Annotated in this window: 32 protein-coding genes; 27 read left to right on the top strand and 5 right to left on the bottom strand. The window is 58.0% G+C overall.

Annotated elements, in window-relative coordinates; genetic code table 11:
- Positions 1-47 precede the first annotated feature (47 nt).
- The 15 genes from J2X56_RS08845 to J2X56_RS08775 all read left to right on the top strand — a co-directional run bounded on the left by J2X56_RS08845 (position 48) and on the right by J2X56_RS08775 (position 8578).
- The gene (locus J2X56_RS08845) at positions 48-563 is read left to right on the top strand and encodes a DMP19 family protein (protein WP_209567263.1); all 516 of its coding nucleotides are present in this window, start codon (positions 48-50) and stop codon (positions 561-563) included.
- Between the two features lie 66 nt (positions 564-629).
- Entirely contained in the window at positions 630-1073 is a 444-nt protein-coding gene (locus J2X56_RS08840) for a hypothetical protein (RefSeq protein WP_310159656.1), read from the top strand.
- A gap of 180 nt (positions 1074-1253) precedes the next feature.
- Positions 1254-1853, top strand: a complete 600-nt coding sequence (locus J2X56_RS08835) for a hypothetical protein (RefSeq protein ID WP_310159653.1) — start codon at positions 1254-1256, stop codon at positions 1851-1853.
- A gap of 123 nt (positions 1854-1976) precedes the next feature.
- Positions 1977-2462, top strand: coding sequence for a hypothetical protein (locus tag J2X56_RS08830; protein ID WP_310159651.1), 486 nt, complete (start codon positions 1977-1979; stop codon positions 2460-2462).
- A 53-nt stretch (positions 2463-2515) separates the two neighbouring features.
- Positions 2516-2902 (top strand): hypothetical protein, encoded by a 387-nt coding sequence (locus J2X56_RS08825; RefSeq protein WP_310159650.1) that lies wholly within the window; start codon positions 2516-2518, stop codon positions 2900-2902.
- Between the two features lie 128 nt (positions 2903-3030).
- Positions 3031-3330, top strand: coding sequence for a hypothetical protein (locus J2X56_RS08820; protein WP_310159649.1), 300 nt, complete (start codon positions 3031-3033; stop codon positions 3328-3330).
- A 183-nt stretch (positions 3331-3513) separates the two neighbouring features.
- Positions 3514-3966 (top strand): Imm50 family immunity protein, encoded by a 453-nt coding sequence (locus J2X56_RS08815; RefSeq protein WP_310159648.1) that lies wholly within the window; start codon positions 3514-3516, stop codon positions 3964-3966.
- A 326-nt stretch (positions 3967-4292) separates the two neighbouring features.
- Positions 4293-4697, top strand: coding sequence for a ribonuclease E inhibitor RraB (locus tag J2X56_RS08810; protein WP_157845692.1), 405 nt, complete (start codon positions 4293-4295; stop codon positions 4695-4697).
- A gap of 64 nt (positions 4698-4761) precedes the next feature.
- Entirely contained in the window at positions 4762-5175 is a 414-nt protein-coding gene (locus J2X56_RS08805; protein ID WP_134040374.1) for a hypothetical protein, read from the top strand.
- Positions 5176-5316: 141 nt separating this feature from the next.
- Positions 5317-6174 carry a hypothetical protein gene (locus J2X56_RS08800; protein WP_134137398.1) on the top strand — a complete coding sequence of 286 codons (858 nt, stop codon included), beginning with the start codon at positions 5317-5319 and terminating at the stop codon, positions 6172-6174.
- Positions 6175-6177: 3 nt separating this feature from the next.
- A complete protein-coding gene (locus J2X56_RS08795; protein WP_134040376.1) occupies positions 6178-6561 on the top strand; it encodes an SMI1/KNR4 family protein in 384 nt (127 codons plus the stop codon).
- Between the two features lie 64 nt (positions 6562-6625).
- A complete protein-coding gene (locus J2X56_RS08790; protein ID WP_121045074.1) occupies positions 6626-7204 on the top strand; it encodes a hypothetical protein in 579 nt (192 codons plus the stop codon).
- Complete coding sequence (locus tag J2X56_RS08785) at positions 7201-7548, top strand: hypothetical protein (protein WP_134040378.1); 348 nt, start codon at positions 7201-7203, stop codon at positions 7546-7548. Before J2X56_RS08790 ends, J2X56_RS08785 begins: the two co-directional genes overlap by 4 nt.
- Before the next feature lie 330 nt (positions 7549-7878).
- On the top strand, positions 7879-8172 hold the full coding sequence (locus tag J2X56_RS08780; RefSeq protein ID WP_121045072.1) for a hypothetical protein: 294 nt from the start codon (positions 7879-7881) through the stop codon (positions 8170-8172).
- Positions 8173-8215: 43 nt separating this feature from the next.
- Positions 8216-8578, top strand: coding sequence for a hypothetical protein (locus J2X56_RS08775; protein ID WP_121045070.1), 363 nt, complete (start codon positions 8216-8218; stop codon positions 8576-8578).
- Between the two features lie 150 nt (positions 8579-8728).
- Here the strand turns inward: J2X56_RS08775 and J2X56_RS08770 are convergent, their stop codons facing one another.
- Positions 8729-9076 carry a hypothetical protein gene (locus J2X56_RS08770; RefSeq protein ID WP_034329782.1) on the bottom strand — a complete coding sequence of 116 codons (348 nt, stop codon included), beginning with the start codon at positions 9074-9076 and terminating at the stop codon, positions 8729-8731.
- Between the two features lie 134 nt (positions 9077-9210).
- Between J2X56_RS08770 and J2X56_RS08765 the strand changes: the two genes are divergently transcribed.
- The 4 genes from J2X56_RS08765 to J2X56_RS08750 all read left to right on the top strand — a co-directional run bounded on the left by J2X56_RS08765 (position 9211) and on the right by J2X56_RS08750 (position 11573).
- Positions 9211-9597 (top strand): hypothetical protein, encoded by a 387-nt coding sequence (locus J2X56_RS08765; RefSeq protein ID WP_199725129.1) that lies wholly within the window; start codon positions 9211-9213, stop codon positions 9595-9597.
- 52 nt (positions 9598-9649) lie between these two features.
- Entirely contained in the window at positions 9650-9850 is a 201-nt protein-coding gene (locus tag J2X56_RS08760; protein ID WP_121045068.1) for a hypothetical protein, read from the top strand.
- Between the two features lie 98 nt (positions 9851-9948).
- Positions 9949-10776: a hypothetical protein gene (locus J2X56_RS08755; protein WP_310159641.1), complete on the top strand. Its 828-nt coding sequence runs from the start codon at positions 9949-9951 to the stop codon at positions 10774-10776.
- A gap of 194 nt (positions 10777-10970) precedes the next feature.
- Positions 10971-11573, top strand: coding sequence for an RNA 2'-phosphotransferase (locus J2X56_RS08750; RefSeq protein ID WP_310159638.1), 603 nt, complete (start codon positions 10971-10973; stop codon positions 11571-11573).
- A gap of 31 nt (positions 11574-11604) precedes the next feature.
- Here the strand turns inward: J2X56_RS08750 and J2X56_RS08745 are convergent, their stop codons facing one another.
- The 4 genes from J2X56_RS08745 to J2X56_RS08730 all read right to left on the bottom strand — a co-directional run bounded on the left by J2X56_RS08745 (position 11605) and on the right by J2X56_RS08730 (position 15891).
- Complete coding sequence (locus J2X56_RS08745) at positions 11605-12849, bottom strand: MFS transporter (protein WP_121045062.1); 1245 nt, start codon at positions 12847-12849, stop codon at positions 11605-11607.
- Between the two features lie 105 nt (positions 12850-12954).
- Complete coding sequence (locus tag J2X56_RS08740; RefSeq protein WP_209567231.1) at positions 12955-13809, bottom strand: putative hydro-lyase; 855 nt, start codon at positions 13807-13809, stop codon at positions 12955-12957.
- 138 nt (positions 13810-13947) lie between these two features.
- Positions 13948-14853, bottom strand: coding sequence for a LysR family transcriptional regulator (locus J2X56_RS08735; protein WP_121045057.1), 906 nt, complete (start codon positions 14851-14853; stop codon positions 13948-13950).
- A gap of 57 nt (positions 14854-14910) precedes the next feature.
- Entirely contained in the window at positions 14911-15891 is a 981-nt protein-coding gene (locus J2X56_RS08730; protein WP_121045055.1) for a LysR family transcriptional regulator, read from the bottom strand.
- Positions 15892-16228: 337 nt separating this feature from the next.
- Between J2X56_RS08730 and J2X56_RS08725 the strand changes: the two genes are divergently transcribed.
- The 8 genes from J2X56_RS08725 to J2X56_RS08690 all read left to right on the top strand — a co-directional run bounded on the left by J2X56_RS08725 (position 16229) and on the right by J2X56_RS08690 (position 23384).
- Entirely contained in the window at positions 16229-17431 is a 1203-nt protein-coding gene (locus J2X56_RS08725; protein ID WP_121045054.1) for a M20 aminoacylase family protein, read from the top strand.
- Positions 17432-17520: 89 nt separating this feature from the next.
- Complete coding sequence (locus J2X56_RS08720; RefSeq protein ID WP_121045052.1) at positions 17521-18849, top strand: MFS transporter; 1329 nt, start codon at positions 17521-17523, stop codon at positions 18847-18849.
- Positions 18849-19247, top strand: a complete 399-nt coding sequence (locus J2X56_RS08715) for a toxin (protein ID WP_243442889.1) — start codon at positions 18849-18851, stop codon at positions 19245-19247. Before J2X56_RS08720 ends, J2X56_RS08715 begins: the two co-directional genes overlap by 1 nt.
- Entirely contained in the window at positions 19244-19564 is a 321-nt protein-coding gene (locus J2X56_RS08710; protein ID WP_121045050.1) for a DNA-binding transcriptional regulator, read from the top strand. Before J2X56_RS08715 ends, J2X56_RS08710 begins: the two co-directional genes overlap by 4 nt.
- A 202-nt stretch (positions 19565-19766) precedes the next feature.
- On the top strand, positions 19767-20486 hold the full coding sequence (locus tag J2X56_RS08705) for a FadR/GntR family transcriptional regulator (protein ID WP_034329812.1): 720 nt from the start codon (positions 19767-19769) through the stop codon (positions 20484-20486).
- A gap of 219 nt (positions 20487-20705) precedes the next feature.
- Positions 20706-21467, top strand: a complete 762-nt coding sequence (locus J2X56_RS08700; protein WP_121045048.1) for an SDR family NAD(P)-dependent oxidoreductase — start codon at positions 20706-20708, stop codon at positions 21465-21467.
- 55 nt (positions 21468-21522) lie between these two features.
- Positions 21523-22725 carry a PAS domain-containing sensor histidine kinase gene (locus tag J2X56_RS08695; protein WP_121045046.1) on the top strand — a complete coding sequence of 401 codons (1203 nt, stop codon included), beginning with the start codon at positions 21523-21525 and terminating at the stop codon, positions 22723-22725.
- Entirely contained in the window at positions 22722-23384 is a 663-nt protein-coding gene (locus J2X56_RS08690; RefSeq protein WP_121045044.1) for a response regulator transcription factor, read from the top strand. The genes J2X56_RS08695 and J2X56_RS08690 overlap by 4 nt, the downstream gene beginning before the upstream one ends.
- The last annotated feature ends 129 nt before the right edge of the window (positions 23385-23513 follow it).

Genomic DNA, 23513 nt, shown 5'->3' with positions numbered 1-23513 from the left:
CGGCTTTGATCCTGCCCGAGACTGCGAAAAAAACGGGCGGACTTTGCATGCCCTGCAAGTCAGGAAAGCGCGCGGAAATTGAGGCAGCGAAAGTCGCGAGGAGAAGAGAACGTGAGCTAGATAACACGGATCCATTTCGGCTTTATTGGCGGGAGCTGGTGAACAGGGTACACAAGTCTGATGCGGGGATGGCGGGCTTGTCCGATATGGAAAGACAATATTGGGCGGTGAGTTGCCTGTCTGGCGAGGTCTACAACGGTGGTTTCGATCAGTATTTTCATAACAGTTCAGGCTCGACTTATTCTGACGCCGTTGATGGCTTGATGGCGATAGGTGCCACGTCCAGCCTGCTGTTGCTTCAAGAAGCAAAGAAGATAATCTTCGGACCTGCGGACGTCCCCGTCGAAACAGCTGCCAGGCGAAGAATGCAAATGGCGGCCGACAACGACGAACTGCAGCAGCGTCTGGACGAACTCGACAATGCGTTCTGGCGAGACGCTGACAATCTGGCGACGCGAATCGAAAACTTTGCTATCACTCATGGCTTGGTTCGCGTCGAATAGATAAAAGGAACAGTCAACGAACATCAACCCTGTCAGGAATTTCTGCTGACCTTGGAATCGACTCGAATGAAACCCAGGCACTTCACGGCGCGTGCATTTTTGCCGGCTAGCGGCGTCCAATCAAATTCCGATATTTCATCACTTGCCTTGGACACCCATGGTGAGCTCGTCGTCACTGTCGCTTGTTCAATGGATGGGAATATTGTCCGTGGTCTCAAAATAGTCTTTCCACCGCCGGTAGCAGGTTTTCGCTTTCTGGATGGAACGGACTTGTATCGTTATGTTCATTCCGAAGCATTTCCCTTCGGTACTCATCTCATCGAGGTGACTGATGGTGGGTGGCTATCGGAAGAAAGCGGGCTCCAAGGCTTGGAGCTTGATGGTCGGGAATGGATGGTGGTAACAGGTAACGGCTGTCTGAGTGTTTTCAGTTCTGCAGAGCCGCAATGTTCAGAGACCGGTTGGGCGGTTGAGGACTTGATATCCGCAATCGGTCAATTGCGGACATAATTGACGCAGGCACTTTATTGCTTCTAAAAAATATTTCCGTTTCGATCTGCTGCAGCGTAAGAAAGTTAAGCGGCGTATGCCGTCAAGTGCTGAACCTGGCGTATTCGCACCACCCATCTGAATTCAAATTGATGGCGATAATAAGCGTTGTCGAATAACTCCTCCGCCCATTCACGCGTCATGAAGAAAATATTCAAGCCAGCTTTAGCCGTCGGCATTCTCTTGCAAATGCTGTTGAACTCGAACCCGGCTCTGGCAGCAGTGCAATGTGATTCGTGCAAGAGTGCGACCGGCGAGGCTGAAATCTGCCCGCCAGCTTCCACCACAGGTTTTGCAGCAGTGGAGTATCCACCGGAATTCCTGGCTCAAGCCAGGGCGTCCAGAAATACCATGCTGTCCGGATACACTCGGCGAGATCCTTATCTTGACTTCACTATCTTCCTGATGGACCGGGAAGGAGACAGCAGGGACGATGACATCAAGGATATGGCGCAGTCCGTCTCTGGCGTGAGATCCTTGCACGAGGGGGTGTTGATGTTTTTTTCCCAGCGTGGGACGCTGAACGTGGGCGGGCAGAGTATGGCCAGCATGGATCTGGGCTTCCTCTGGACAGACGAGAAAACGGGAGAGAAGTTTGTGACGGCCATCTGGGGTGTTCCGATGGGCCGTCGCATGTTGAAAATCTGGGTAACTTTTCCCCCTTTGGACAAGGGAGCCTACGCAGCCCGGAAGGCGATTGTTCCGGAAGTCGAGGAAATTCTCGGGCAAATCTGCAGGTGAGAAACTTGGCTATTGGCTGGTAGCCGTCTTCGATATTTGCAGAACACCGCAATCGAGACTGTCCTCCCCCCAATTTTCGCGCGGAGTGTCAGTTCGAAATTAGCGAGACATCAAGAGGGAAGCGTGGCGAAATATCGATTACGCATTTTTGCGGACTATTTTCAGTTCATCGTCCAGGATGAAGAATCGAATGATGATTTCGGTGAGCTTTGGCGCAATGCACCCGTTGGCATGATGGTCGCCGCGGGCGAAACAGCACTGTCTTTCGGAACGCTGAGAAATGTTGATGTGCAGGTTGAGCTTCATGTTGTCGATGAGCCTCCCGAGATCCAGTCGGACCAATTCGACCACGTGGTAGAAGGTGCATTCGCCTCTCCCACAGGAAAAATCGTCGTGCTCGGCTGCACCGAGTACTTTCCGGATGCCTCTCGACTGGAGATAGCGCCCGGGTCTTATGGCTTCATGTACCTGATCAGCGGGGTGCATACGATTAAAAATGAATGGGAGCCCGCCGACGACTTGTATTCGGTCTACATCTGGCCAGCGGCAAAGCGCGAATTGCGCCCTGTGAAACTGTGGATGCCGACACGAGCGAATGCTGCTTCCTGAACGGGGCGTCCACGAACAGGCAGGACCCGCATGAAAGAGACGGTAGATCAACCATGTTCATCAATCGCAAGGGACTGAAAATCTCTGTCTTAATGGCTCTCATGTTGCTGCTGGCTGGATGTGGCCCGTCAGATGAGCGCTTGGTCGGCCCCTACCTCTTGGCTCATATCGACAGCCAGGAGGATATGTACCTGTGTTACGAGCTGCCCGAAGGAAACTGCGTCGGGAGAATTCAGAAAACGGTATTCGCAGTGGGTTGGGATGAACGCTATATCGTCGCGAAGCGGCATCCAGACAACGATAGAAAAATCGTGCAGTACTTTTTCCTGGAGATGGAAAAAGACAGCGTTACAGGACCCATGACGGAGGAGAGTTTCCATCAGCATGCCCGTTTGCTGGGATTGCCAGCCTTCAGTAAAACGATCAGGCAATTGGAGTAGCCGGTCTGATTTCCGCTAGATGCAGACTCGGCATTTCGCTCATCTCCGGTCAATTTGAATTTGCTTCAACAGGATGTGTTTCAGCAGGCAGTATTATCCGTTCATGTTCCTTAATCCATCAGTTTGATATGGCCACACTTATCTGGCAGGCTCCTATGCGCTATTTCTCTCCTGGAGACGAGGCAGCATTTTTCACGTGGCTTCAATCTATCCCCGCGGTAGTGTCGGTCAAAGGCTATGGTAGGGAACTGCACATCCGCCTGCGTTCCAAAAGGATCTCCGCTTCAAGTCTTCAGGAGCTGCTTGCTCTTTATCTGCGTTATCAGGGCGAACTGAGTGAGCTTGCTCAGTTCGCCAATCAATCGAATTCTTCCTGGTTCGCTGATGCCAATGCCCCATGGCATTCGCAAGTGTTTGGTTCAACATGAAGATGCCCTGCGGACGCAGATGTAATAATTATCACCCATGACTTGGCGTCGCCATGACGTTCGTGAAGGCCAGATGATGCGCATTGGGATAACGCTATCCGCTTTCCTTACGATGATTACCGCAGTGAATGGCTACAAGCAACCCGCAATCGGCTAGCACCAGACCTGCCATGTATCCAAACCATGAACGCAAACACAGACATTCTTGATTTCATCGATGGTTCTGAGCAACTAGTTGTTGAACTAGGGGAATGGCCATCGTTTCACGATGACGAAGTCGTTGCTGCTCTTCTTCAGCGAGAAGCAGATTTCGGGAAAGAAGGGGGCTCATCACTCCGCCTCAGCATTCATGTCCGACGACATGAGCAGATTGGACTGGGAACTGCGCAGTATCACTTGAGGCTGCACAAGAACCTTCTTGTTCATCTCGTCTTCAAGGAGCTACAGGATCTCGTCATGTCTGACTTCAACGGCCAGAATGTCATTCATTCTCTGGATATCGCTGTGGACGCGATGTCGGATACCTTGGAAGCGAGCGTAAGCATCGAATCCTCCTGGGGCTTGAAAGGAACATTCCGATGCAAATCGGTTCAGGTGGAAGCGCTGGAGAAACTGCCTGTCCCTGATACGCGGTGAACTCTTGTCCGCATCTGGCCAGGAACAGTCAACGAACATCAACCCTGTCAGGAATTTCTGCTGACCTTGGAATCGACTCGAATGAAACCCAGGCACTTCACGGCACGTGCATTTTTATTTCAGTTCTGAAGAGCCGCAATGTTCAGAGACCGGTTGGGCAGTTGAGGGAGTGTGATCGTTTTCACCGGAAGAAGCAGCTTGTCACTTTTAAAAATTTGCCATGACGTATGCATGGTCATTTCCTGATATCGCTGCAATCGATAATAAAATTCGATGGAAGTAGCCGAGATACAACTGATGCCGTCGACCTGTTCTATTGGAAAATCATGATGAAACCGTTTCATTTGCTTCTATGCTCGCTATTGGCAGGCGCATCGCTTACGGGTTTTCCTGCGGTAGCGCAGACTTCAATTGCTGAACAACAGGATGCCCGGGTGATCGAGAACCTGCAGCGTAATGGCGCAGATTTGACCAAGACGCACGACATCGACTTCTTTCTTGTCTTCGGCCAGGAGAGCGATGCAGTGGCGGCAGCTGACAACCTTCGCGCTCGCGGTTACGAGATTGCCAGTATCGGAAAGGTCCCCAAGCGAACGCTGTGGGAGGTGCATGCGAAGCGAAAAATGGCGCCGGAGATCGGTGCAATGCAAGCGATAACACGCGACCTTTCAGCCTTGGCCGCCAGCCATCATGGTTACTACGATGGCTGGGGAACCGTCGGGATCAAATAGCCGAAGTCCGCAAGCGGCCAGAAGCGCAGCGGATTGACAACCCGTACCTCATTCAAATGATTTCATGAAGAATCCATCCTTGGCATCCGGATCTGCTTTGGCGATATTGACCATTGGCCTTGCGATATTGGTGCTGCTGGACCACTTGGAATGGGAAACCATGTTGATACTGGTGCTTCCTTTGTTCTGTGCAGCAGTAGCAGCAGTTCTTTTTGGACGCAGGCTTTCACGTCCTCGGACCTATTTCGTTTCTACCGTGGTGGCAAGTTACGCTTGCTATTTCGTCCTGGACTCATCTCTTGGAATTTTCTCCATACCTGAACCGCGGGATGGACAGCATTACCGGATAGTTGGAGAGCCTGGTGTGCTTGTCCTTGGCACCTTCAGCATCTGGCCGTTCTGCCTGTTTTTAATGGTGGTCATTTTCCTGGCCTATCTGATTTTCCGTGTCTTCTACAGAAGGGCGGTTCAGAAATGATTGCCATAATCGACGGCCGGGAGTGCCGCGTTTCTGGCGAGAATGCCGGCAAAGTCTGCAATCGGTGGCCAGCCAGATCATTGAGCGGCTGGCTGGCGTGCAGGCCGATGCAAAGAACCCGATGACAAACCTGGACTGACCATGAGCTACGATCTCTTTTTCACTTTCCCGCAGCCCACACAGCGAAGTGCCGTGGAGGAATATTTCCGCCGCCGTCCGCACTACCAGCTCAATGGGTCAGCGGTTTACCAGAGCCAGGACACGGGGGTGTACTTCCTGTTCGAATTTCAGGAGAGTGATGACGACCCGAATCAGCTGGTGGGTGCATCACTGAACCTCAACTACTTCCGCCCACACATCTTCGGCCTGGAGGCCGAGCCTGAGGTCCGTGCGTTCGTGGAGCACTTTCAGCCCGACGTGGAAGACCCGCAAACGCACGGCATGGACCGGGGGCCGTACACCCGCGAAGGGTTCCTCGCCGGGTGGAATGCCGGCAATGAGTTCGGCTACAAGGCAATCACATCACAGCACAAGGGGCCGTTTCTGGCCTGTCCTGAAGCGAAGATCGAGGCGGCCTGGCGATGGAATCGCGCGAAGTCGGCATTGCAAGAGGAGTTCGGTGAGGTGCTGTTCGTGCCCACAATCATGTTGGCGACCATTGATGGCCACTTGCGCTCGGCAGTAGTGTGGGGGGATGGTATTCCAACGCTCATGCCGCAGACGGACGCAGTGATTGTGGTCAGGGACGAACTCGCTCCCAAGCCCCTGTTTCGTCCGCGAAAAAAGGACACTTGCGTTGTGGCACCGGACAAACTGGCGGACCTGTTCGGGCCATTTGTTGAGAAGGGCTATGCGCTACCGGTCCGCGTACCTGAGTACGAGAGGCCGACAGGCGATATAGGAAAGTTCTTCCGTGGACTGCGCGCTTTCACGGGTCAATTGAAGATCGTGTCGGTTGGCGATGTATTGAGTGAAGAGCTGCTTGGCAAGTGTGGCTGACCCTTGTCAACAACCAATCTCCAAGCGCCCAGAGTGCCACCCGAAGTTAAAAATGATGAGCGGGATACTATGCATCCATCGATACCAAGCAGCTACCGCGACTATATTCAAGAAAATGGTTTGTTCGAAGGATTCACTCTCGATGATGCGCACCCAGGCTACGTCAGCCTCTGGGCTATGGAGGAAATTGATGAAAACAATTCGGATATTGAAATCGAAACGTATGCGCCCGGCTTCATTGCATTTGCGGGAAATGGCGGAGGTGAAGTGCTGGCCTTTGATGAACGAGGGTGTGTCTACATGTTGCCATTGATTGGAATGGCGCCTGAGACCGCCATCCGAATAGCCGATAACTTTCACGATTTTGCCAGTCAATTCGTCCGATAGCGGCCAGAAACCGCAGCCGTAAGCGGATAGCAATATTGATAAAAATAATCCAAGAATAAAAATCGTGCCCATCGATCAAAATACGCTCGCTCAGTTAACAAAGGCATTTCCCTCACAGTTGAGGGAATATGCGGCATTGTTTGCGGAAAGAACTCGCCCAATAACGTTCTCAAGTGGACCTTTAATCGAAGTAAAGATCGAGGGAGAAAATCTCGAACTTCCTGTCCGGATTTATCAGCAATTCGACGAGCGAGTGTTCAAGAGTCTTCCCGTGGAAGCAGGCACTTTGTACACATGCATACTAACGCGGCACCACGATGGTTATATTCGACAGCGTCAGCTGGCAAATCTTTTCAATCAGAGCCAACCGTGGATCGTTCCGTTTGTAATCTGGTTGGCAAGTGAATATGTCATCGAAATTCTCTACGACATAGAAAAGAATGTTGATCACTTCGATGCTGGAATGTACGCCCAAATATTGAGAGAAAACCCGGCGTTCTATGCAAAGGCAAAAGCTAGAATGATTAGCTACTGGGATTGCTACTATCGGCGGACCTTTAAATATAAGAACGACTACGTTGGGTTCCGATTGTTTTCTCGCTGGGATAGGCTTGTCGACGAGTCTAAAAAGATAGTCGAATGATTGCATCCGGGCAGGAACAGACGAGTCCATTAGCAAAGAAACGGCAGATTGACCATGTCCAAATATTCCAAGAGATTCAAAATTCAATTTTCCTTGGCCATCTTTTTGACGGTCGTTGCCTTTATCCTGCACTTTATAAATTTCTATTTTGGCGTAAATCAGTTTTTGGTCGCGCTGGAAATCGGTGCAATTATCATCGGCGTCATCAATGGCTTTTGCTATCTTCTTTTTGGATGGATGCGATCGAAGTGAGCCTTTTGAAAGCGCTTGAAATATCTGAAGAGAAAAATGCCATTCCTGAGGTCTGCTACTGGCCAGCAGTGAGCGTCGAACAAGCAGATTAACGCTCGTTTCAGAGCGATCAAACAAGCAAGAGCAAGATGCCCATGACCTCATTGTCACGAAAACTATTTGCCAAGCTTTGGCAGGATATTGCTGTCAATGTGTCAAAGGTTCTGGCAGGGATTCAGCCATGTTTAGCGTTTGGCTCCAGATGAATGACCGCGACTTCAGATGCAATCCAAACTGCATCACCGATGTGCCTCTACCTATTGATTTTGAAAGACTGAATCGCACCTTGCTGAATCTCAATGCGCGGTAGCCAAGTCTTAGACGATACAGATGTGCCGCGTACCTTGTCAGCAATCTGCCAGGAGTAGAAAAGGTAATCCAGGATGACCTATTCCAAGAAAATTGTTTTTCTATCCCGATCCGGCTATGTTCCTGAGCGAGATGAGGATTTCCTTCGCCAGCTTTGTCGTGATGGTGTCAGGCTCTTTTGCGTCTTGGGGGCTGATGCCGACAAATGGGAGGAGGCGTTGGACTGGATAGCCTTGGATCAAGGGGCAGCTGAGCCTCATTTCATTACTACTACTTCTCATATCGATGAGTCCCTTGCAGAGGTGATCGAATTCGCACAGTTGTTTGATACGGGAGAGAAGGCCGACGTTCAGGTATTGGAGCGTTAGGGCTGCATCCGGGCAGAAACAGCCATTTCGAAGAAATATATAAATGATGCTGATATACATTCATCTCGCTGTGACACTCCTGGCGATCCTGACCGCACTCATCGCACCGTGGCGATATCTCTGGAAACACGAGACCTTGCTTCTTTCAGACATCGTATTGCCTTTTGCACCGGCGTTATTCGTGTTGTTCGGGCTGGCGCTTTTGAATGAAGCTGCGCAAGTTGGGTGGGGCGTGATTCTGTATCCGGCCATTGCCATATTGCCGGGAGCTCTCCTTCTGAATGTCAGGGCTTTTCTCTTGACGAGACTGCGTATTTCATCGGAAAAGATATCTCCAGCTTTGCTGGCCGCTGTTTCGGTGGCAGCGTTTCTCTTTGGCGCACTGGTTTCACCATGGTACGACTGACTACTCAGTGCGAATGGAACTTCAAAAATGAGTTTTGCCTGGCGGCTCTCGCTTTGCGCGTTACAAACCGGGCATCGGACCTGCGTAGGTGATTTGTAGCCAGTCAGGCAGTGAGCGGGTTGTCGAGAGATATGGAGCAAACACAGGTCTCTAGCTGATCAATTCAAGTGCGATTGCGAGCCGCTGCCTTGGCCCCCGTGAAAGTCGTTTAAATTGGTAGGCATCGACTTCGATAATTTCAAGGATGCTGCCAGCCGTATCGGTTTTCTTGCGCGGGATCTCAATAACCGCAATCTCTTTTGAACTGACTAGTATCCAATAAATGTCTTCCCCTTGGTCCGGCACGCAATTGATGAGAAGAGGGCGAGTAATAGAAGGAAAGTTTTTCTTTAAAATCTCCCCCAGGCTGCCCACGTCAGTGTTTGCCATAATTTCTCGAGATTGATCCAACAATTGGAGCCGAAGGCTCTGTTGGAGCTTCTTGGTAAACACAGGCATCAATATTCCTTTCCTCTACGGGGCTGTCGCGGAACGTCCATCTTTATCAGAAGAGAAACAGCTCTTGGAATGATTGTTTGCTTCCAGCCAATAACGGACATAATGAGCGAAATCAATTTATAGGACTCCTGAAAGTGTCAGTTTCCATCTACTACTCCGCCCGCAGAAAAAAGCCATTAAGTCCCTCGGAGATCAAGGAAATAGAATTGATCTGTGCAAGATATTCAGTTGATTCCCAAATAGAAAAATTCTTGTCGACAGGCGTTGGCCTTAACTGGGAATCCTTTCATTTCGAACTCAACGGTCAGCGACCAGGCATGTTCAAAAGCGCTATCGTCTTTTCTGGTAGCACCAAGCTTCCGGACAATTCAGGCGAAGCGACATGGATAGGTGTGCAGCACTGGTGCGGCTGTCTCTCCGAACTGCGTCGCCTGTTAAATTCATGCGACTGGTCTGCCTCTGTTGAAGATCATGATCTGCACTGGGACAGTCTGACATTGGCCTATGATCCACAAAAGTAGCGAATAGCTCGGTCCGCAATCGGCCACTATCATATCTTCCCGACTATTGAATATGCTCGACAAAGCCATTGTACGTTCCATCATCGATATGTTCATCTTTCTGGAATTCTCTGAAGATTCGCAGATCGATGAAGATGTTGCCGTTTCTCAGATGGAAGCTCTTGCTGCTCAACTTCATGGCGCGCCGGAAGCCACCAGGAAGGACCTGGTCGAAATGATCACGGAGCTGGCCCCGCAATATGGAGAGCGCTAGGATTTTGTTCGGGCACTGCCTCGGACAATCGGCCTTGAATGATGGAAGTCCTCTTGCTGGCGGGCGCGAAGAAAACAATCTCTTGTCCAGGAAATTGAATGTTGAACCAGATCTCCTTCCGCCATTTGCATGATGCGCTGTTGGCGCATGATGGTGAAAGCGTCTATGCCGAGGTTCTATTGCCTTGGCTCAGGACAAGTGGAGACCAGCAAACGTGGTTGCGCTCCCTGGGTCACCGCGAAGGTGAGCCTGTTCCTTTGGTGAGCCTGGAGGAGTCGTGGGAGCTTTATGCGCTGAGCCGCGTATTGGATCTTCTGATTCTGGGTTTCCAGAAGCCGGGGCCAGACGCGGGCTGGGAGGGTCCGCAGATTTCCATGGATGAATTTCTGAAGTTCATCAAGGTTCTGGGCCTGAGATCGCTGACGCCTGCGTCCTTTTCGCCGTTCCATCATAAGATCGTCGATGCACGTGTATCGGACAAGGCTTCTCCTGTCCCTGAAATCATCTCCTGCCGATGGCCGTGCGTGATGCTCGGCAATCTGCTTGTCCTGCGCGGCGGAATTGAATTGGAAGCAAACGCCAAGGTTCTTGATCCTGATCTGGCGCGCAGCACGACTCTGTATTGGGCCTATCGCCGAAAAGCGAGGCCTCACCGTGATCTGTCCCACGGCTGGGGAAGCAACTCGCAATGGAGAACGGCTTTTCGGCGAGACTATGCCATCGGTAACATGCAGTACTTCAACGTCGATGGCAAATACGATCTGCACGCGAAAGGATCTGAATTGAAGGAGGTCCTGGAAGCCTGTCCGGAGCTGACCCTCGACGAGCGAATCGAGCTCCTGACGAATCGTTGCTTCATCAGGTGCATCAAGCCGCATGATGACCTGTTGCCGTACGATGATCGATTTCAGAAAATAGTCATCTAGAAACCGTTTCGGCCAGAGGAGGACTTGATTGATACCACTCCTAGTGGATGCTCTGGTCGGCGTCAATGTTTCCGAACATGTCGACTGGTTCGCTGCGGCAGGTTTGAATAGCCATCGCGATACGGAGCAGTGGCCACTTATGTCCTGAATGCCCGCCATTGCAGTAGGCAGACATCACCAACACATGATTGAAAATGAACAGCAACCGAAAATCAATGGAGACCTCCAGCAAATTCCTGAGCCTGGTACTCCGCCACAAGCCCGAAGAGATCGGCCTTCAACTGGATTCCGCCGGCTGGGCAGACGTAGATGAACTGATTCGATTGGCCAACGCTCACGCCAATGGCCTGAGCTTCGACCGCCCCTTGGTCGAAGCCATCGTTGCGAGCAGCGACAAGAAACGTTTTGCTCTGAGCCCCGATGGCCAACGGATTCGAGCCAATCAAGGCCATTCCGTCGAGATTGCGCTTGGACTGCCACCCAGCGTGCCGCCGGACGTGCTGTATCACGGCACGGCGACGCGCTTTCTGGAATCCATCTACGCCAGCGGACTGCATGCAGGATCCCGCCAGCATGTGCATCTGTCCGCCAGTCCTGAGGTGGCAAGGCAGGTCGGCAGCCGGCATGGCAAGCCGGTCGTGCTTGTGGTCGATGCAAAGAAAATGGCCGCAGCGGGAAGCGTGTTCCATATCGCCGATAACGCTGTCTGGCTGACCGATTCCGTGCCAGCCATTTACTTGAGCGAGCTGGCCGAGAACGCTCACGCCGACATGGAAAACGAATCCGGCGTGAACTGAGCATGGCGTTGTTCAACGGGACGGTGGTGGATCACGACGCCGCCACCACCGCCTCCAGCTCCTTGCCCCGGGTCTCCGGCAGGATCAGGCAAGCCACGATCACCAGCCCATAACACCCGGCCGCAATCCACCCGATGGTCTGCCCCAGCGGCAGGCTGTTGCTGAGATAGCCCACCAGCGCAGGACAGATTGCCCCGACCGCACGCCCGAAGTTGTAGCAGAATCCTTGTCCCGAACCGCGCACATCGCTGGGAAACAGTTCAGACAGATAAGCCCCCATTCCTGAGAAAATCCCCGACAGGAAAAATCCCAGCACGAAGCCCAGCGCCAGCATCCACGCATCGGTAATGATCAGCTGCGTATAGCTCAGCACCAGCACGATCCCCATGGCCGCAAACAGCATGAAACAGCGGCGGCGGCCGATGGTGTCCGACAGCCAGGCCGAGGTCAGGTAGCCGCAGAAAGACCCGCCGATCAACACCAGCAGATAGGTACTGGTGCCCAGCACCGACAGGTGGCGTTCGGTCTTCAGGAAGGTCGGCAGCCAGGTCGTCACCGAGTAATATGCACCCTGCATGCCGGTCGCCAGGAGGCTGGCCAGCAGCGTCGTGCGCAGCAGGTCGCGATGGAAGATGCGCAGGAAGTTGCCGCGCTGGCCGCTCTCGCGCAGCCGGGCCTGGGTCGCCAGATACACGGCCGGTTCGCTGATGGCGCGGCGGATGTAGAGCGTCAGCAGGGCCGGCAGCACGCCGATCCAGAACAGCACCTTCCACGCCGTCTCCGGCGGCAGCACCGCATAGACGCCCCAGAACGCCAGTGCCGACGCTGCCCAGCCCACCGCCCAACTGCTCTGCACCAGGCCCGAGGCCTTGCCGCGATGGCGGGCCGAGATGGTCTCGGCGATCAGCACCGAGCCCACGGCCCATTCGCCACCCATGCCGAAGCCCTGCATCGCACGGGTAAAGAACAGCTCGCCGAAGGACGTCGTGAAGCCCGAGAGGAAGGTGAAGAGCGCAAACCACAGCACCGTCCATTGCAGCACGCGCACCCGCCCGTAGCGGTCGGCCAGCACGCCTGCTGCCCAGCCGCCGATGGCTGAGGTCAGCAGGGCACCAGTGGCGATATAGCCCGCTTCGGCCTTGCTCATGCTCCACGCAGCCAGCAGCGTGGGGATGAGGAAGGTGTAGATCATGTAATCAAAACCATCCACCGCATAGCCGGTGAAGGTCGCCGTGAGCGTGCGTCGCTCGGATGTCGTTGTCTCTTGCAGCCACATGTTGATCCCCGTAATGAATGTGTAAATCACTGACGTGCGGCATCGCTGGTCGCGTGCAGGCAGCATGCGGCCATCGATGAAAAAACGGTAGAGCGGCAGCAGGCGCTAGGCCTGCGCGTCGAGCAGCAGTTCGCTGTTGAGCTTGTCGGTCACCAGCATGTAGCCGGGTGCATGGGTGATGCAGAATTCGGGCCGGGCGGCGACGATGGCGGCTTGCGGCGTGACGCCGCAGGCCCAGAACACCGGCAGCTCATCGGCGTGGATGTCCACCGCTTCGCCATAGTCGGGCTGGTGGAGATCGGCAATGCCGATCAAGGCCGGGTCGCCGATGTGAATGGGTGCGCCATGCACCTGCGGCGTGCGTGCGGTGATCTGGATGGCGCGGATGGCATCGGCGGCCTTGAGCGGCCGCATCGACACCACCGTCGGTCCCTGGAACACGCCCACCGGCTGCGTCGGAATATTGGTGCGGTACATGGCCACGTTGCGGCCTTCGCTGACATGGCGCAGCGGAATGCCGGCGGCCAGCAACGCATGCTCGAAAGAGAAGGAACAGCCCAGCGCGAACGTGACCAGATCGTCGCGCCACACCGCGCGCAGGTCGTTCACCTCGGCCACGCGCTCGCCGTCACGCCACAGGTGATAGCGCGGCACGTCGCTGCGCACGTCCAAATCCAGGCCCAGCGCGGGCAGGGCGGGCGAGCCCGGCTTGGACACGGCCAGCAAGGGACAGGGGATGGGATTGCGTTCGCAGAAGGCGAGAAAATCATCGGCCAACGCCGCCGGCAGGATCGCCAGGTTGACTTGCACATGGGCACTGGCCACCCCGCTGGTGTGGCCGGTGAATGCCCCGCTGCGGGCGGCCAGCCGCACGTCTAGCGCGCTGGAGGAAGCCGACAGCACAGGCGCTGCGGCGGAATGAATCGGTACGGCAGGCGAGGCGGTGGCAGTCTCTGGCATGGCGGTCTCCTTCTTGGAATGGAGCCGATGTTAGGAGCGTGCCGGGACAGCGTCCAACAAAAAATTTATATCTTTTGTTATCGATTTTTTCGATGAGGACAACGGAAAATTCACTGTAGCGATTTCCGTGCCAGTGGCTCATTTTTCTGCGGTGCGGCCTTTGCCCTGGGTGCGCCGTGCATGCTCCAACGCCGAATCGAGGACCAGTTCGGCCAGGCTGGAGCTGGGGTCTTCGCGATAGCTGGCGTGGATCTGCAAGGGCGGGAGCGTGGCTTCGCAGCGCAGGATGCGCAAGGGAAGCCGGCGCGTGAGTTCGCGCACCGAGGCGCGTGGCAGGGTGGCTACACCGAAGCCGCCTTCGACCAGCTGCACCATGGCGGAGATGGAAGAGATGGCATGCACGCGCGGTTCGATCACGCCCCATTCCTGGCACAGCTGCAGCAATCCCTGGTGCGGCTGCGAGCCGCGCTGGAAGGTGATGAGGTCGTGTGCGGCCAGTTCTTCCAGCGTGTGAGAACGAGTGCCGAAGCGTTCGCGATGGCCCACGAAGACCATTTCCATCGCCGTCATCAGGCGCGAACGCACGGCCGTGTCGCTGCCTACGGTGGAGGTGAAGACCAGGTCCTGGGCACCGCGCCGGATCTGCTCGGTCAGCACGGGCGAGGTTTCCACCGTGAGTTCGAGCGCGAAATCGGGATAGCGGCTGCGGATTTCCTGCAGCCACGCCGGCAGCCAGCTGTGCACCACCGATTCGATGCTGCCGATGCGCAGCAGCAGCGGGCCGGCGCTGTTGCCGCCAAGCTCCTGGCGGATCTGGCGCTGCATGTCGAGCAGCTTCACCGCCAGCCGCTGGAAGCGCTGGCCGGCCACGGTGAGGCGAAACTGTTTCTCGCGGCGGTCCAGCAGCACCACGCCCAGTTCCTCTTCCAGCGAGGCGATGCGGCTGGACATGGTCGATTGCGTGATGTGGAGCTTTTCAGCGGCGCGGGTGATGCTCTTGAGCGAGGCGGCCCAGTGGAAGGCCTCGACGAAACGCAGGTTCATGGGTGCTCGGCGGTGGGGTGGGCAGGCCCTAGGCTACCAGATGCGCGCGCCTGCCGGCTAGCGCTGTGCGATCACGTCCAGCGAACGCAACACCCGCGGATGCAGGAAGCGGCTGCGGGTGGCCTCGTCGGTGAGCACATGCATCATGGCCCCGACGAAATCGCTCACGCAGCCATGGATGGGCGCGTTCTTGCGCGTGACGTAGCAGGTGATGCTGGCCGGCAGCCGCTCCTTGAGCGTGAGCGCTTCCAGCGGGTAGTGCTGGCGGCTGGCTTCGATCACCGGCCAGGGGACCACGGTGAGCAGGTCGCTGTTGCAGATCAGTTCCATCATGTGTAGGGAACGGTACTGATGCACCTGGCCGCCGCCAGGCAGCGCACCGTCGCCATAGTGTGTCTGGAAGAAATCGCGCAGGGGCGGTTGGTACTGGCCGATCTCGTGGCTGACCAACCATGATTGTCCGGCCAGTTGCTCCAGATGGCGGGCCTGCTGCAGCGGATGGCCACGGCGGCAGGCAATCGCGTGTTCGTAGGAAAACAGCGGCCGTGCCGCCAGTTCAGCGCTGCCCTCATCGGGCGGTGCCAGGCCGATGGCCAGGTCCATGCTGCCCTCGCGCAGGGCAGCATAGTCGGAACCGAAGACATCGGACAGGCGCAGGCTCACATCCGGCCGCAGTTCGGCAAAGCGCAGCAGCGTGGGGGTGAGCAGGGTCAGCGAAATCCACGGCGTGACACCGACGGTGAAACGGATGCGATTGCTGGCCCGCGCAGCGCCCAGTTCCTGCATGGCCTGTTCGACTTCACACTGGATCAGCCGGGCTCGAGTGAGCAGCTTGCGGCCCGCAGCCGTGAGCTGCAGCCCCTGTGCCTGGCGTTCCAGCAAGCGGGTACCGGCGGTATTCTCCAACTCCTGCAAGCCCTTGCTGACAGCGGCGGCGGTCACGTTGAGGGCCTGTGCAGCCGAACGCAGGCCGCCATGCTCGGCGATGGCGATCAGATATTGCAGTTGCTGCAGCTTCAGTTCGGGCGGACGCGCCATGGGTTCGCTCCTCGGGGGGCCTCATGAAGGGGTGCGGCGAGGATAAACGCTGCACCGTATTCGCGCATCTGTTTTTCGATTCAACCGGATCTATTCATGTCAACGAGCCGTTGACGCGACGCCGCCGCGCAATGGCTGCACACTTGCCGCACCAGGAAGGGCAGGGTGTTGCGGGCAGAAGTGTAAATGATTTACGCAGCTCCCGGGGCTCTCCCGCCCGGCCTGTTCCGTCTGCCGGAGACGCACTGGTATGCATGCTGCATGGTGAGACCGGCCATGCCAGCGTGCTTGCCAGTGCGCATCGGCAGGATCGCATTCCACTACCCTGAGACCCGCAATGACCAAGAACCCGTCCTCTTCCGCCCTCGTGCCCGGCATCCTGCACCACCTGCAGGAAAGCGTGGCGCTGCGTCACCACATTCACGCCCATCCCGAACTGGCGTTCGAGGAGCACGCCACCAGCGAGCTGGTCGCCGGCAAGCTGGCCGAATGGGGATACGAGGTCCATCGCGGCCTGGGCGGGACCGGCGTGGTGGGGACCTTGAAGAAGGGCAGCGGTCCGCGCCGCCTTGGCCTGCGTGCCGACATGGACGCCCTGCCCATCCATGAGGAGACCAAGCTGCCTTATGCCAGCCAGCACGGCGGCACCATGCATGCTTGCGGCCATGACGGCCATACCGCCAGCCTGCTGGCGGCCGCGCGCGAGCTCAAGGACACCGACTTCGATGGCACCCTGCACCTGATCTTCCAGCCCGCCGAAGAAGGCCTGGGCGGTGCGCGCAAGATGGTCGAAGATGGCCTGTTCGAGCGATTTCCCTGCGATGGCGTGTTCGCCTTTCACAACATGCCCGGTTATCCGGTGGGCAAGTTCGGTACCCTGCCGGGGGCCTTCATGGCTTCGTCCGATACCGTCATCATCAAGATCATCGGCAATGGGGGGCATGGCTCCATGCCGCACATCACGGTCGATGCAATTCTGGTGGCCTCCTATCTGGTAGTGGCCTTGCAGAGCGTGGTCGCGCGCAATGTCGATCCGCGCCAGATGGCGGTGGTGACAGTCGGTGCGCTGCATGCGGGCAATGCCCCCAACGTGATCGCCGAGACCGCCGAGCTGCGCCTGTCGGTGCGCGCCTATTCGCCCGAGGTGCGGGCGCTGCTGCGCCAGCGCATCACCGAGCTGGCCCAGACCCAGGCGCAGGCCATGGGCGCGCGGGCGGAGGTCGATTACCACTGGCGTTATCCGGCGCTGCAGAACGATGCGGGCATGACCGCCTTTGCCGAAGGCGTGGTGCGTGATTGGCTGGGACAGGACGCCTTCATCGAGAACGTCCAGCAACTGACGGGCAGCGAGGATTTCTCCTTCATGCTGGAGCAATGCCCGGGCTGCTACGTCATCATCGGCAATGGGGAAGGAGAGCAGGGCGGCTGCATGGTGCACAACCCGCGCTATGACTTCAATGACGGCATCCTGCCGATCGCGGCCAGCTACTGGGTCAAGCTGACCCAGCGCTTCCTGTCGGACGCGCCGCTGGTGGCCTGATCCGTCACAGGGGAGAACGGCACCCGGCGGCGCAATCTCGCCGGGCGCTGCCAACGCACAACAGACACGACAGAAGGGCCACCCACACCATGAACAGCAACAGCCACTCAGCCGCCGTCAGCCCCGCTGCTGCCGTACCCGCTCCGGTTTCCAAGGCCAAGAAGATCGCCGCCATCACCATCGGCAATGGCCTGGAGTTTTTCGATTTTTCCATCTACACCTACTTTGCGGCCATCATCGGTCGCCAGTTCTTTCCCAGTACCTCGGAATGGGCTTCGCTGATGATGTCGCTGGCCACCTTCGGGGTGGGTTTCCTGATGCGCCCGCTGGGCGGCATCATCATGGGGCAGTTCGCCGACCGGCGCGGACGCAAGCCGGCCATGACCTTGAGCTTGTGGCTCATGGCGGTGGGCTCGGCCATCTTCATCGTGGCCCCGACCTACGCCCAGATCGGATTGGCCGCGCCGCTGCTGATGATCGCCGGCCGCATGATCCAGGGCTTTGCGGTGGGCGGCGAAGTGGGCGCGTCGACCTCCATGCTGCTGGAATACGCGGACGACAGGACACGTGGTTTCTACAGCAGCTGGCAACTGTTCAGCCAGGCGCTCAGCACGCTGGTCGGCTCCGGCGTGGGACTGTTGCTGACCTATGCGCTGACTGCTGAGCAGCTGGAAAGCTGGGGCTGGCGTCTGCCATTCGTCGTCGGCCTGCTGCTGGTGCCGATCGGCAATTACATCCGCCGTTTCCTCGATGAGACCGCCGAGGTGGAACATGCGCCCGCGTCAGGCCAGCCGGGCAAGCGGGCACCGGGTGCCCTGAGCGAGATCCTGCAGGCGCATCGCAAACCATTGCTGCTGGGCACGGCCATCGTCATCGGCGGGACCTCGGCCAACTACATCGTGATGCACTACATCACCACCTATGCCAAGGCCATCCTGCACATGCCGTTCTCGCTGGCGCTGTGGGCCTCCTGGCTGGCCGGCCTGCTGCAGTTGCTGCTGTGTGCGCCGGCCGGCATCCTGACTGATCGCCTCGGCCGCAAGCCGGTGGCCACCTGGTCGCGCCTGGCGCTGATCGTCCTGGTGTTCCCGGCCTTCATGCTGATGAACCATCTGCGCAGCGGCATGGGCCTGCTGACGGCGGTGACGGTGATGGTCATTCCCATGGTCTTCACTTCGGTCTCCAGCGTGGTCATGATGACCGAACTGTTCCCGCGCCGCGTGCGGGCGACCGGGCTGGCCCTGTGCTATGGACTGGGCGTATCGATCTTTGGCGGCTTCTCGCAGTTCATCGCCACCTGGCTGGTCAAGGCCACCGGTTCCAACCTGGGTCCGGCCTGGTATGTGATCGGCACCGGCCTCATCTCACTGGTGGCCATTGCCATGGTGCGGGAGACGGCGGGGCGGAAGCTGGATTGATGCTGCACTATGGTACGATGGCGAACTATACGCGAGATGCGTATGGTTCGCGGATGGAAGCGATCTTCAAAGAAACGCGAATGTTTGCAGCAGTCCGGGAGAACTACCTCTCGGACGATGACTTTGCAACGCTTCAGCAGATGCTGATGCGGCAGCCGCAAGCGGGAAGCCTCATCAAGGATGCGGGGGGACTTCGAAAGATTCGTTTTCCTGATGCGCGTCGTTGCAAGGGAAAACGTGGTGGCCTGAGAGTGATCTACTATTTTTGGGACGAACAATGCCACTTCTGGCTTTGCTCTATCTACGACAAAGATGAGATGAACGACCTCACTGCTCATCAGAGAAAACTGCTCAGGCGTGCGCTGGAAGATGAACTGTCCTCAAGGAAGACATCATGAAAAAAAGAAATTTATTCGAAGAGTTGATGGCGGGCGTGCAAGACATGGCCAATGAGCGAGAGGGCAAGCTGACCTTGCGCACAAGCAAAGTCAAGCTATCGCCGGAGCCGGTCACGATCACCGCCGAGGAGATTCAACGGGTACGGGGCAAGGCTCGGGTGTCTCAGGCGATCATGGCCCGCAGCCTGCGTGTCAATCCGCGGACGTATCAAAACTGGGAGCAGGGCGTATCACGGCCCAACGCGCAGGCAGCCGTGTTGCTCAAGTTGGTGGACCAAGACCCCACGCTCTTCGCACGGATCAGCGCGCTTGTGTGACGGAACCTGATGGGTGGTGCGATATCGCCTAGTTTCTTGCGCACCGCACCAATTTTCCCGCCGCTTGACACAATCCTCCCCCATACCTATCCTCACCCCCGATTGGTCATACCTTTTGTCGCCCGCACACGCCGGGCTGGCGGGCCAGGCCGACACTGCCGCGACGGCAGCGATTCACCCTACAGGCAGATACCCAGAGAGCATGTCCTTCGACCCCATCGTCCAGAAATCCATTTCCGAGCAGGTAGCCCAGCGGCTGCTGACCATGATCCGCAGCGGCCTGCTGAAACCCGACCAGCAACTGCCGCCCGAGCGCGAACTGGCAGCCATGCTGGGCGTGGGCCGTCCTGCCGTGCGGGAAGCCATTCGCGGGCTGGCCCTGCTGGGCCTGCTGCGCATCCGCCAGGGCGAGGGCACCTTCGTCAGTTCGCTGGAAACGCGCGAGCTGCTGGAGCCGCTGGAGATGATCATCGATCTCAACCCCGGCACGCTGGAAGCGCTGTTCGACGCCCGTCTCATCATCGAGACCGGCGTGGCCGCGCTGGCCGCCACCCATATCGACGACGCCGAACTGGCGCGCCTGGCGCGCAACGTCGAGGATGAGGCGCGGTTGCTGTCGGACCCGGCGGCCTTCTCGGCAGCGGATGTGGAATTCCACGAGGCCATCATCGAGGCCTGCAACAATCCCTTCCTGCAAAGCGTCGCCGGCAGTCTCTACATGTTGGGCAAGAAGAGCCGCTCCATCACCTCGCGCATCCCCTCCACGCTGGAACGCAGCCTGCAGGACCACCGCGACATCCTGGACGCCCTGAAGGCCCGCAATCCGCACCAGGCCTCCGAAGCCATGCGCAACCACCTGCTGCGGGTGCGCGATGCCTATCGCAGCGCCGGACGCAGCCAGAACGAATCGGTCCACGACTGAGTCAACAAGTACGATCCAACGCAAGAAGCGTCGCCGTTGCTGCCGGGCTGGTCCCGCAGCATTCCACAACGGCGGCGTGGCAGCACAGCCGCAGCATGGCCGCGGTGCCCCTCACAAGAAGCGATACCGGCAAGGCGCGCAGGGCCGCCTGTTGATGCAGCACTTCTACAAGCCGGACAGGCAGGATCTTTCCTTATCAATCGATTGCAGGAGAACAGCATGCTGGATCTGGCAGGTAAAGTCGTCTTCATCAGCGGTGCAAGCACCGGTATCGGCGCGGCCGCCGCGCGCGCCTTCGCAGCACGTGGTGCCCACGTGGTGGTCCATTACAACAGCTCGAAGGAAGAGGCGGAGGCCGTGGCCGCAGAAGTGCGCGCCGCTGGGAGCAAGGCCGTCACCATCGGCGCGGACGTGCGCGATACGGCAGCCATCAACGCCGCCGTCTCCAAGGCCGTGGAGCAGATGGGCCGCATCGACGTGCTCATCAACAACGCCGGCGCGCTGGTCAAGCGGGCCCCGCTGGAAACGGTCACCGATGAACTCTTCGACGAGATCATCAACATCAATGCCCGCTCGGTGGTGGCCTTCACGCGTGCGGTCATTCCCGTCATGCGCGCCCAGGGCGGCGGCAACATCATCAACGTCACCTCGGTGGCGGCACGCCATGGCGGCGGCCCCGGAGCGCTGATCTATGCGGCGTCCAAAGGCTTCGTCAGCACCATCACGCGCGGCATGGCCAAGGAATTGCTGGCCGACAAGATCCGCGTCAATGCGGTGGCGCCGGGCGTGATCATGACGCCATTCCAGGAACGCTTCACCACTCCGGAACAATTGGAAGGCTTCCGCAAGACCATCCCCATGGGCCGCATCGGCGAGCCTGATGAATGCAGCGGTGCTTTCCTTTATCTGGCCTCGGACCAGATGTCGGGCTACGTCACCGGCCAGATCATCGACGTCAACGGCGGCCAGTACATGCCGTAAGGTCCGGCGCCACGCCGGGCTGGTTCTGGCATGGCTCTTGCGGGCAGGGAGGATCATGCGCCACGATCCTTTCCTGCCCGTTTCCGCTGCTGCCGCCCTGGCCCCGCCAGGCGGCCTGCTGCGCGACAAGCTGGCCCTGCTGCTGGACTCCACCGGCGAGGGCATCTACGGTATCGACCTGGAGGGGCGCTGCACCTTCATCAACCGCGCCGGTGCGGCCATGCTGGGCTACGCGCCGGCAGACGTGCTGGGCCACAACATGCACGAACTGGTGCATCACAGCCATGAACACGGCGGCCATTACCCCGAGGCCGAGTGTCCGATCCTGAAGGCCTTCCGCAAGGGCGAGTCCTGCCGGGTCGACCAGGAAGTGTTCTGGCGCGCCGATGGCAGCTGCTTTGCGACCGAATATTCTTCCTACCAGATCATTGATGGCGGCCAGGTGCGCGGGGCGGTGATCGCCTTCAGCGATATCTCCAAACGGCGCCAGGCCGAGGAACAGTTGCAACGGGCCAAGGCCGAACTGGAAGTGCGCGTGGCCGAGCGCACCCGTGAGCTCTCGGCTGCACTGCGCCAGGTGCGGCAGTTGTCGGCGCATGCGCATTCGGTGCGAGAGGATGAACGCACCCGCATCGCCCGCGAAATCCATGACGAACTGGGCAGCCTGCTGGTGGCACTCAAACTGGATGTGAACTGGATGGCCAAGCGCGTGACCGATCTCGATCCGGTGGCGCGCAAGTGCGAGGCCATGAGCCGCCTGATCGAAACCGCAGTGGACAACGTGGGACGCATCATCACCGACCTGCGCCCCAGCATCCTCGATCACCAGGGCCTGATCGCCGCGCTGGAATGGCAGGTGCAGGAATTCTCGGAAGCCACCGAATTGCCCTGCGAAGTCGAGTTCGATATCGCGCCGGAAGCCTTCGTCCCGGATGGGGCCAAGGCCACGGCGGCGTTTCGCATCTTCCAGGAAATGCTCTCCAACGTGGCGCGCCACGCGCAGGCCACGCAGGTGCGCATCGCGGTTCACCTCACCCCGGCAGAACTGCGCATGGAGGTGGAAGACGATGGCGTGGGCACGCCCCGTGCCGCCCAGGAAGCGGCCACGTCCTATGGCGTGATGGGCATGCGCGAGCGCGCCTTGCACTTCGGTGGCGCACTGAGCATTGCTGGTGCGCGGTATGCACCAGAGCACGGCAGGCCCGGCACGCTGGTCTGCCTGCGCCTGCCCCATCACGCCAGCCGGGAGCTGCCATGAGCCGCCCCGGTGACAACATCCGCATCCTGCTCTGCGACGACCATCGCATCGTGCGCGAGGGCTTGAAGCAGATCCTGGCCGACACGCCCGACATCGAGGTGGCTGCCGAATGCGCCAGCGGGCCGGAGGTGCTGCACAGTGCGCGGGTGGAGGCGATCGACCTGGTGCTGCTGGACATCGCCATCCCCCAGCAGGACGGGCTGGACGTGCTGCGCCAGATCAAGCAGGAGATGCCGCGCCTGCCGGTGCTGATGCTGTCCACCTATCCCGAGAAACAATACGCGGCCCGCTGCTACAAGCTGGGCGCAGCAGGTTATCTCAACAAGAGCACCGACCCCGAGCAACTGGTGGAAGCCATCCGCAAGGCCGCTGGCGGCGGCCTCTACGTGAGCGCGCAGATGGCCGAGACCCTGGCCTCGGGCCTGGCTCAGCGCGCCACGGCCCCGCAGCGGGCCGCGCATGAGAGCCTGTCGCACCGCGAATACCAGGTCTTCCAGTTGATCGCCGCAGGGCGCAGCGTCAAGGAAATCGCAGACCAGCTGGAATTGAGCCCCAATACGGTGAGCACCTATCGCAGCCGTATCTTGGAGAAGACCGGCGCTTCCAATGACGTGGGCATTGCCATGTATGCCGTGCGGCACCAGTTGCTGCCGGTGTGAGCATTTCTCACCGAGTGTCGTCATTTTGCAGCGCGTTTTCGTCATTCTGACGATGTGATCGACGCTGTTTGTAGTGGCAGCACTACAAGATGTCGTGCGCCCATGACGTAATGCAGCGCGCTGGCAAAT

The sequence above is a fragment of the Herbaspirillum sp. 1173 genome (genome assembly GCF_031455335.1).
Taxonomy (GTDB): Bacteria; Pseudomonadota; Gammaproteobacteria; order Burkholderiales; family Burkholderiaceae_D; genus Herbaspirillum; species Herbaspirillum huttiense.
Note: the sequence above shows the minus strand (reverse complement) of the source record. Positions and strands in the feature narration are given on the sequence as shown.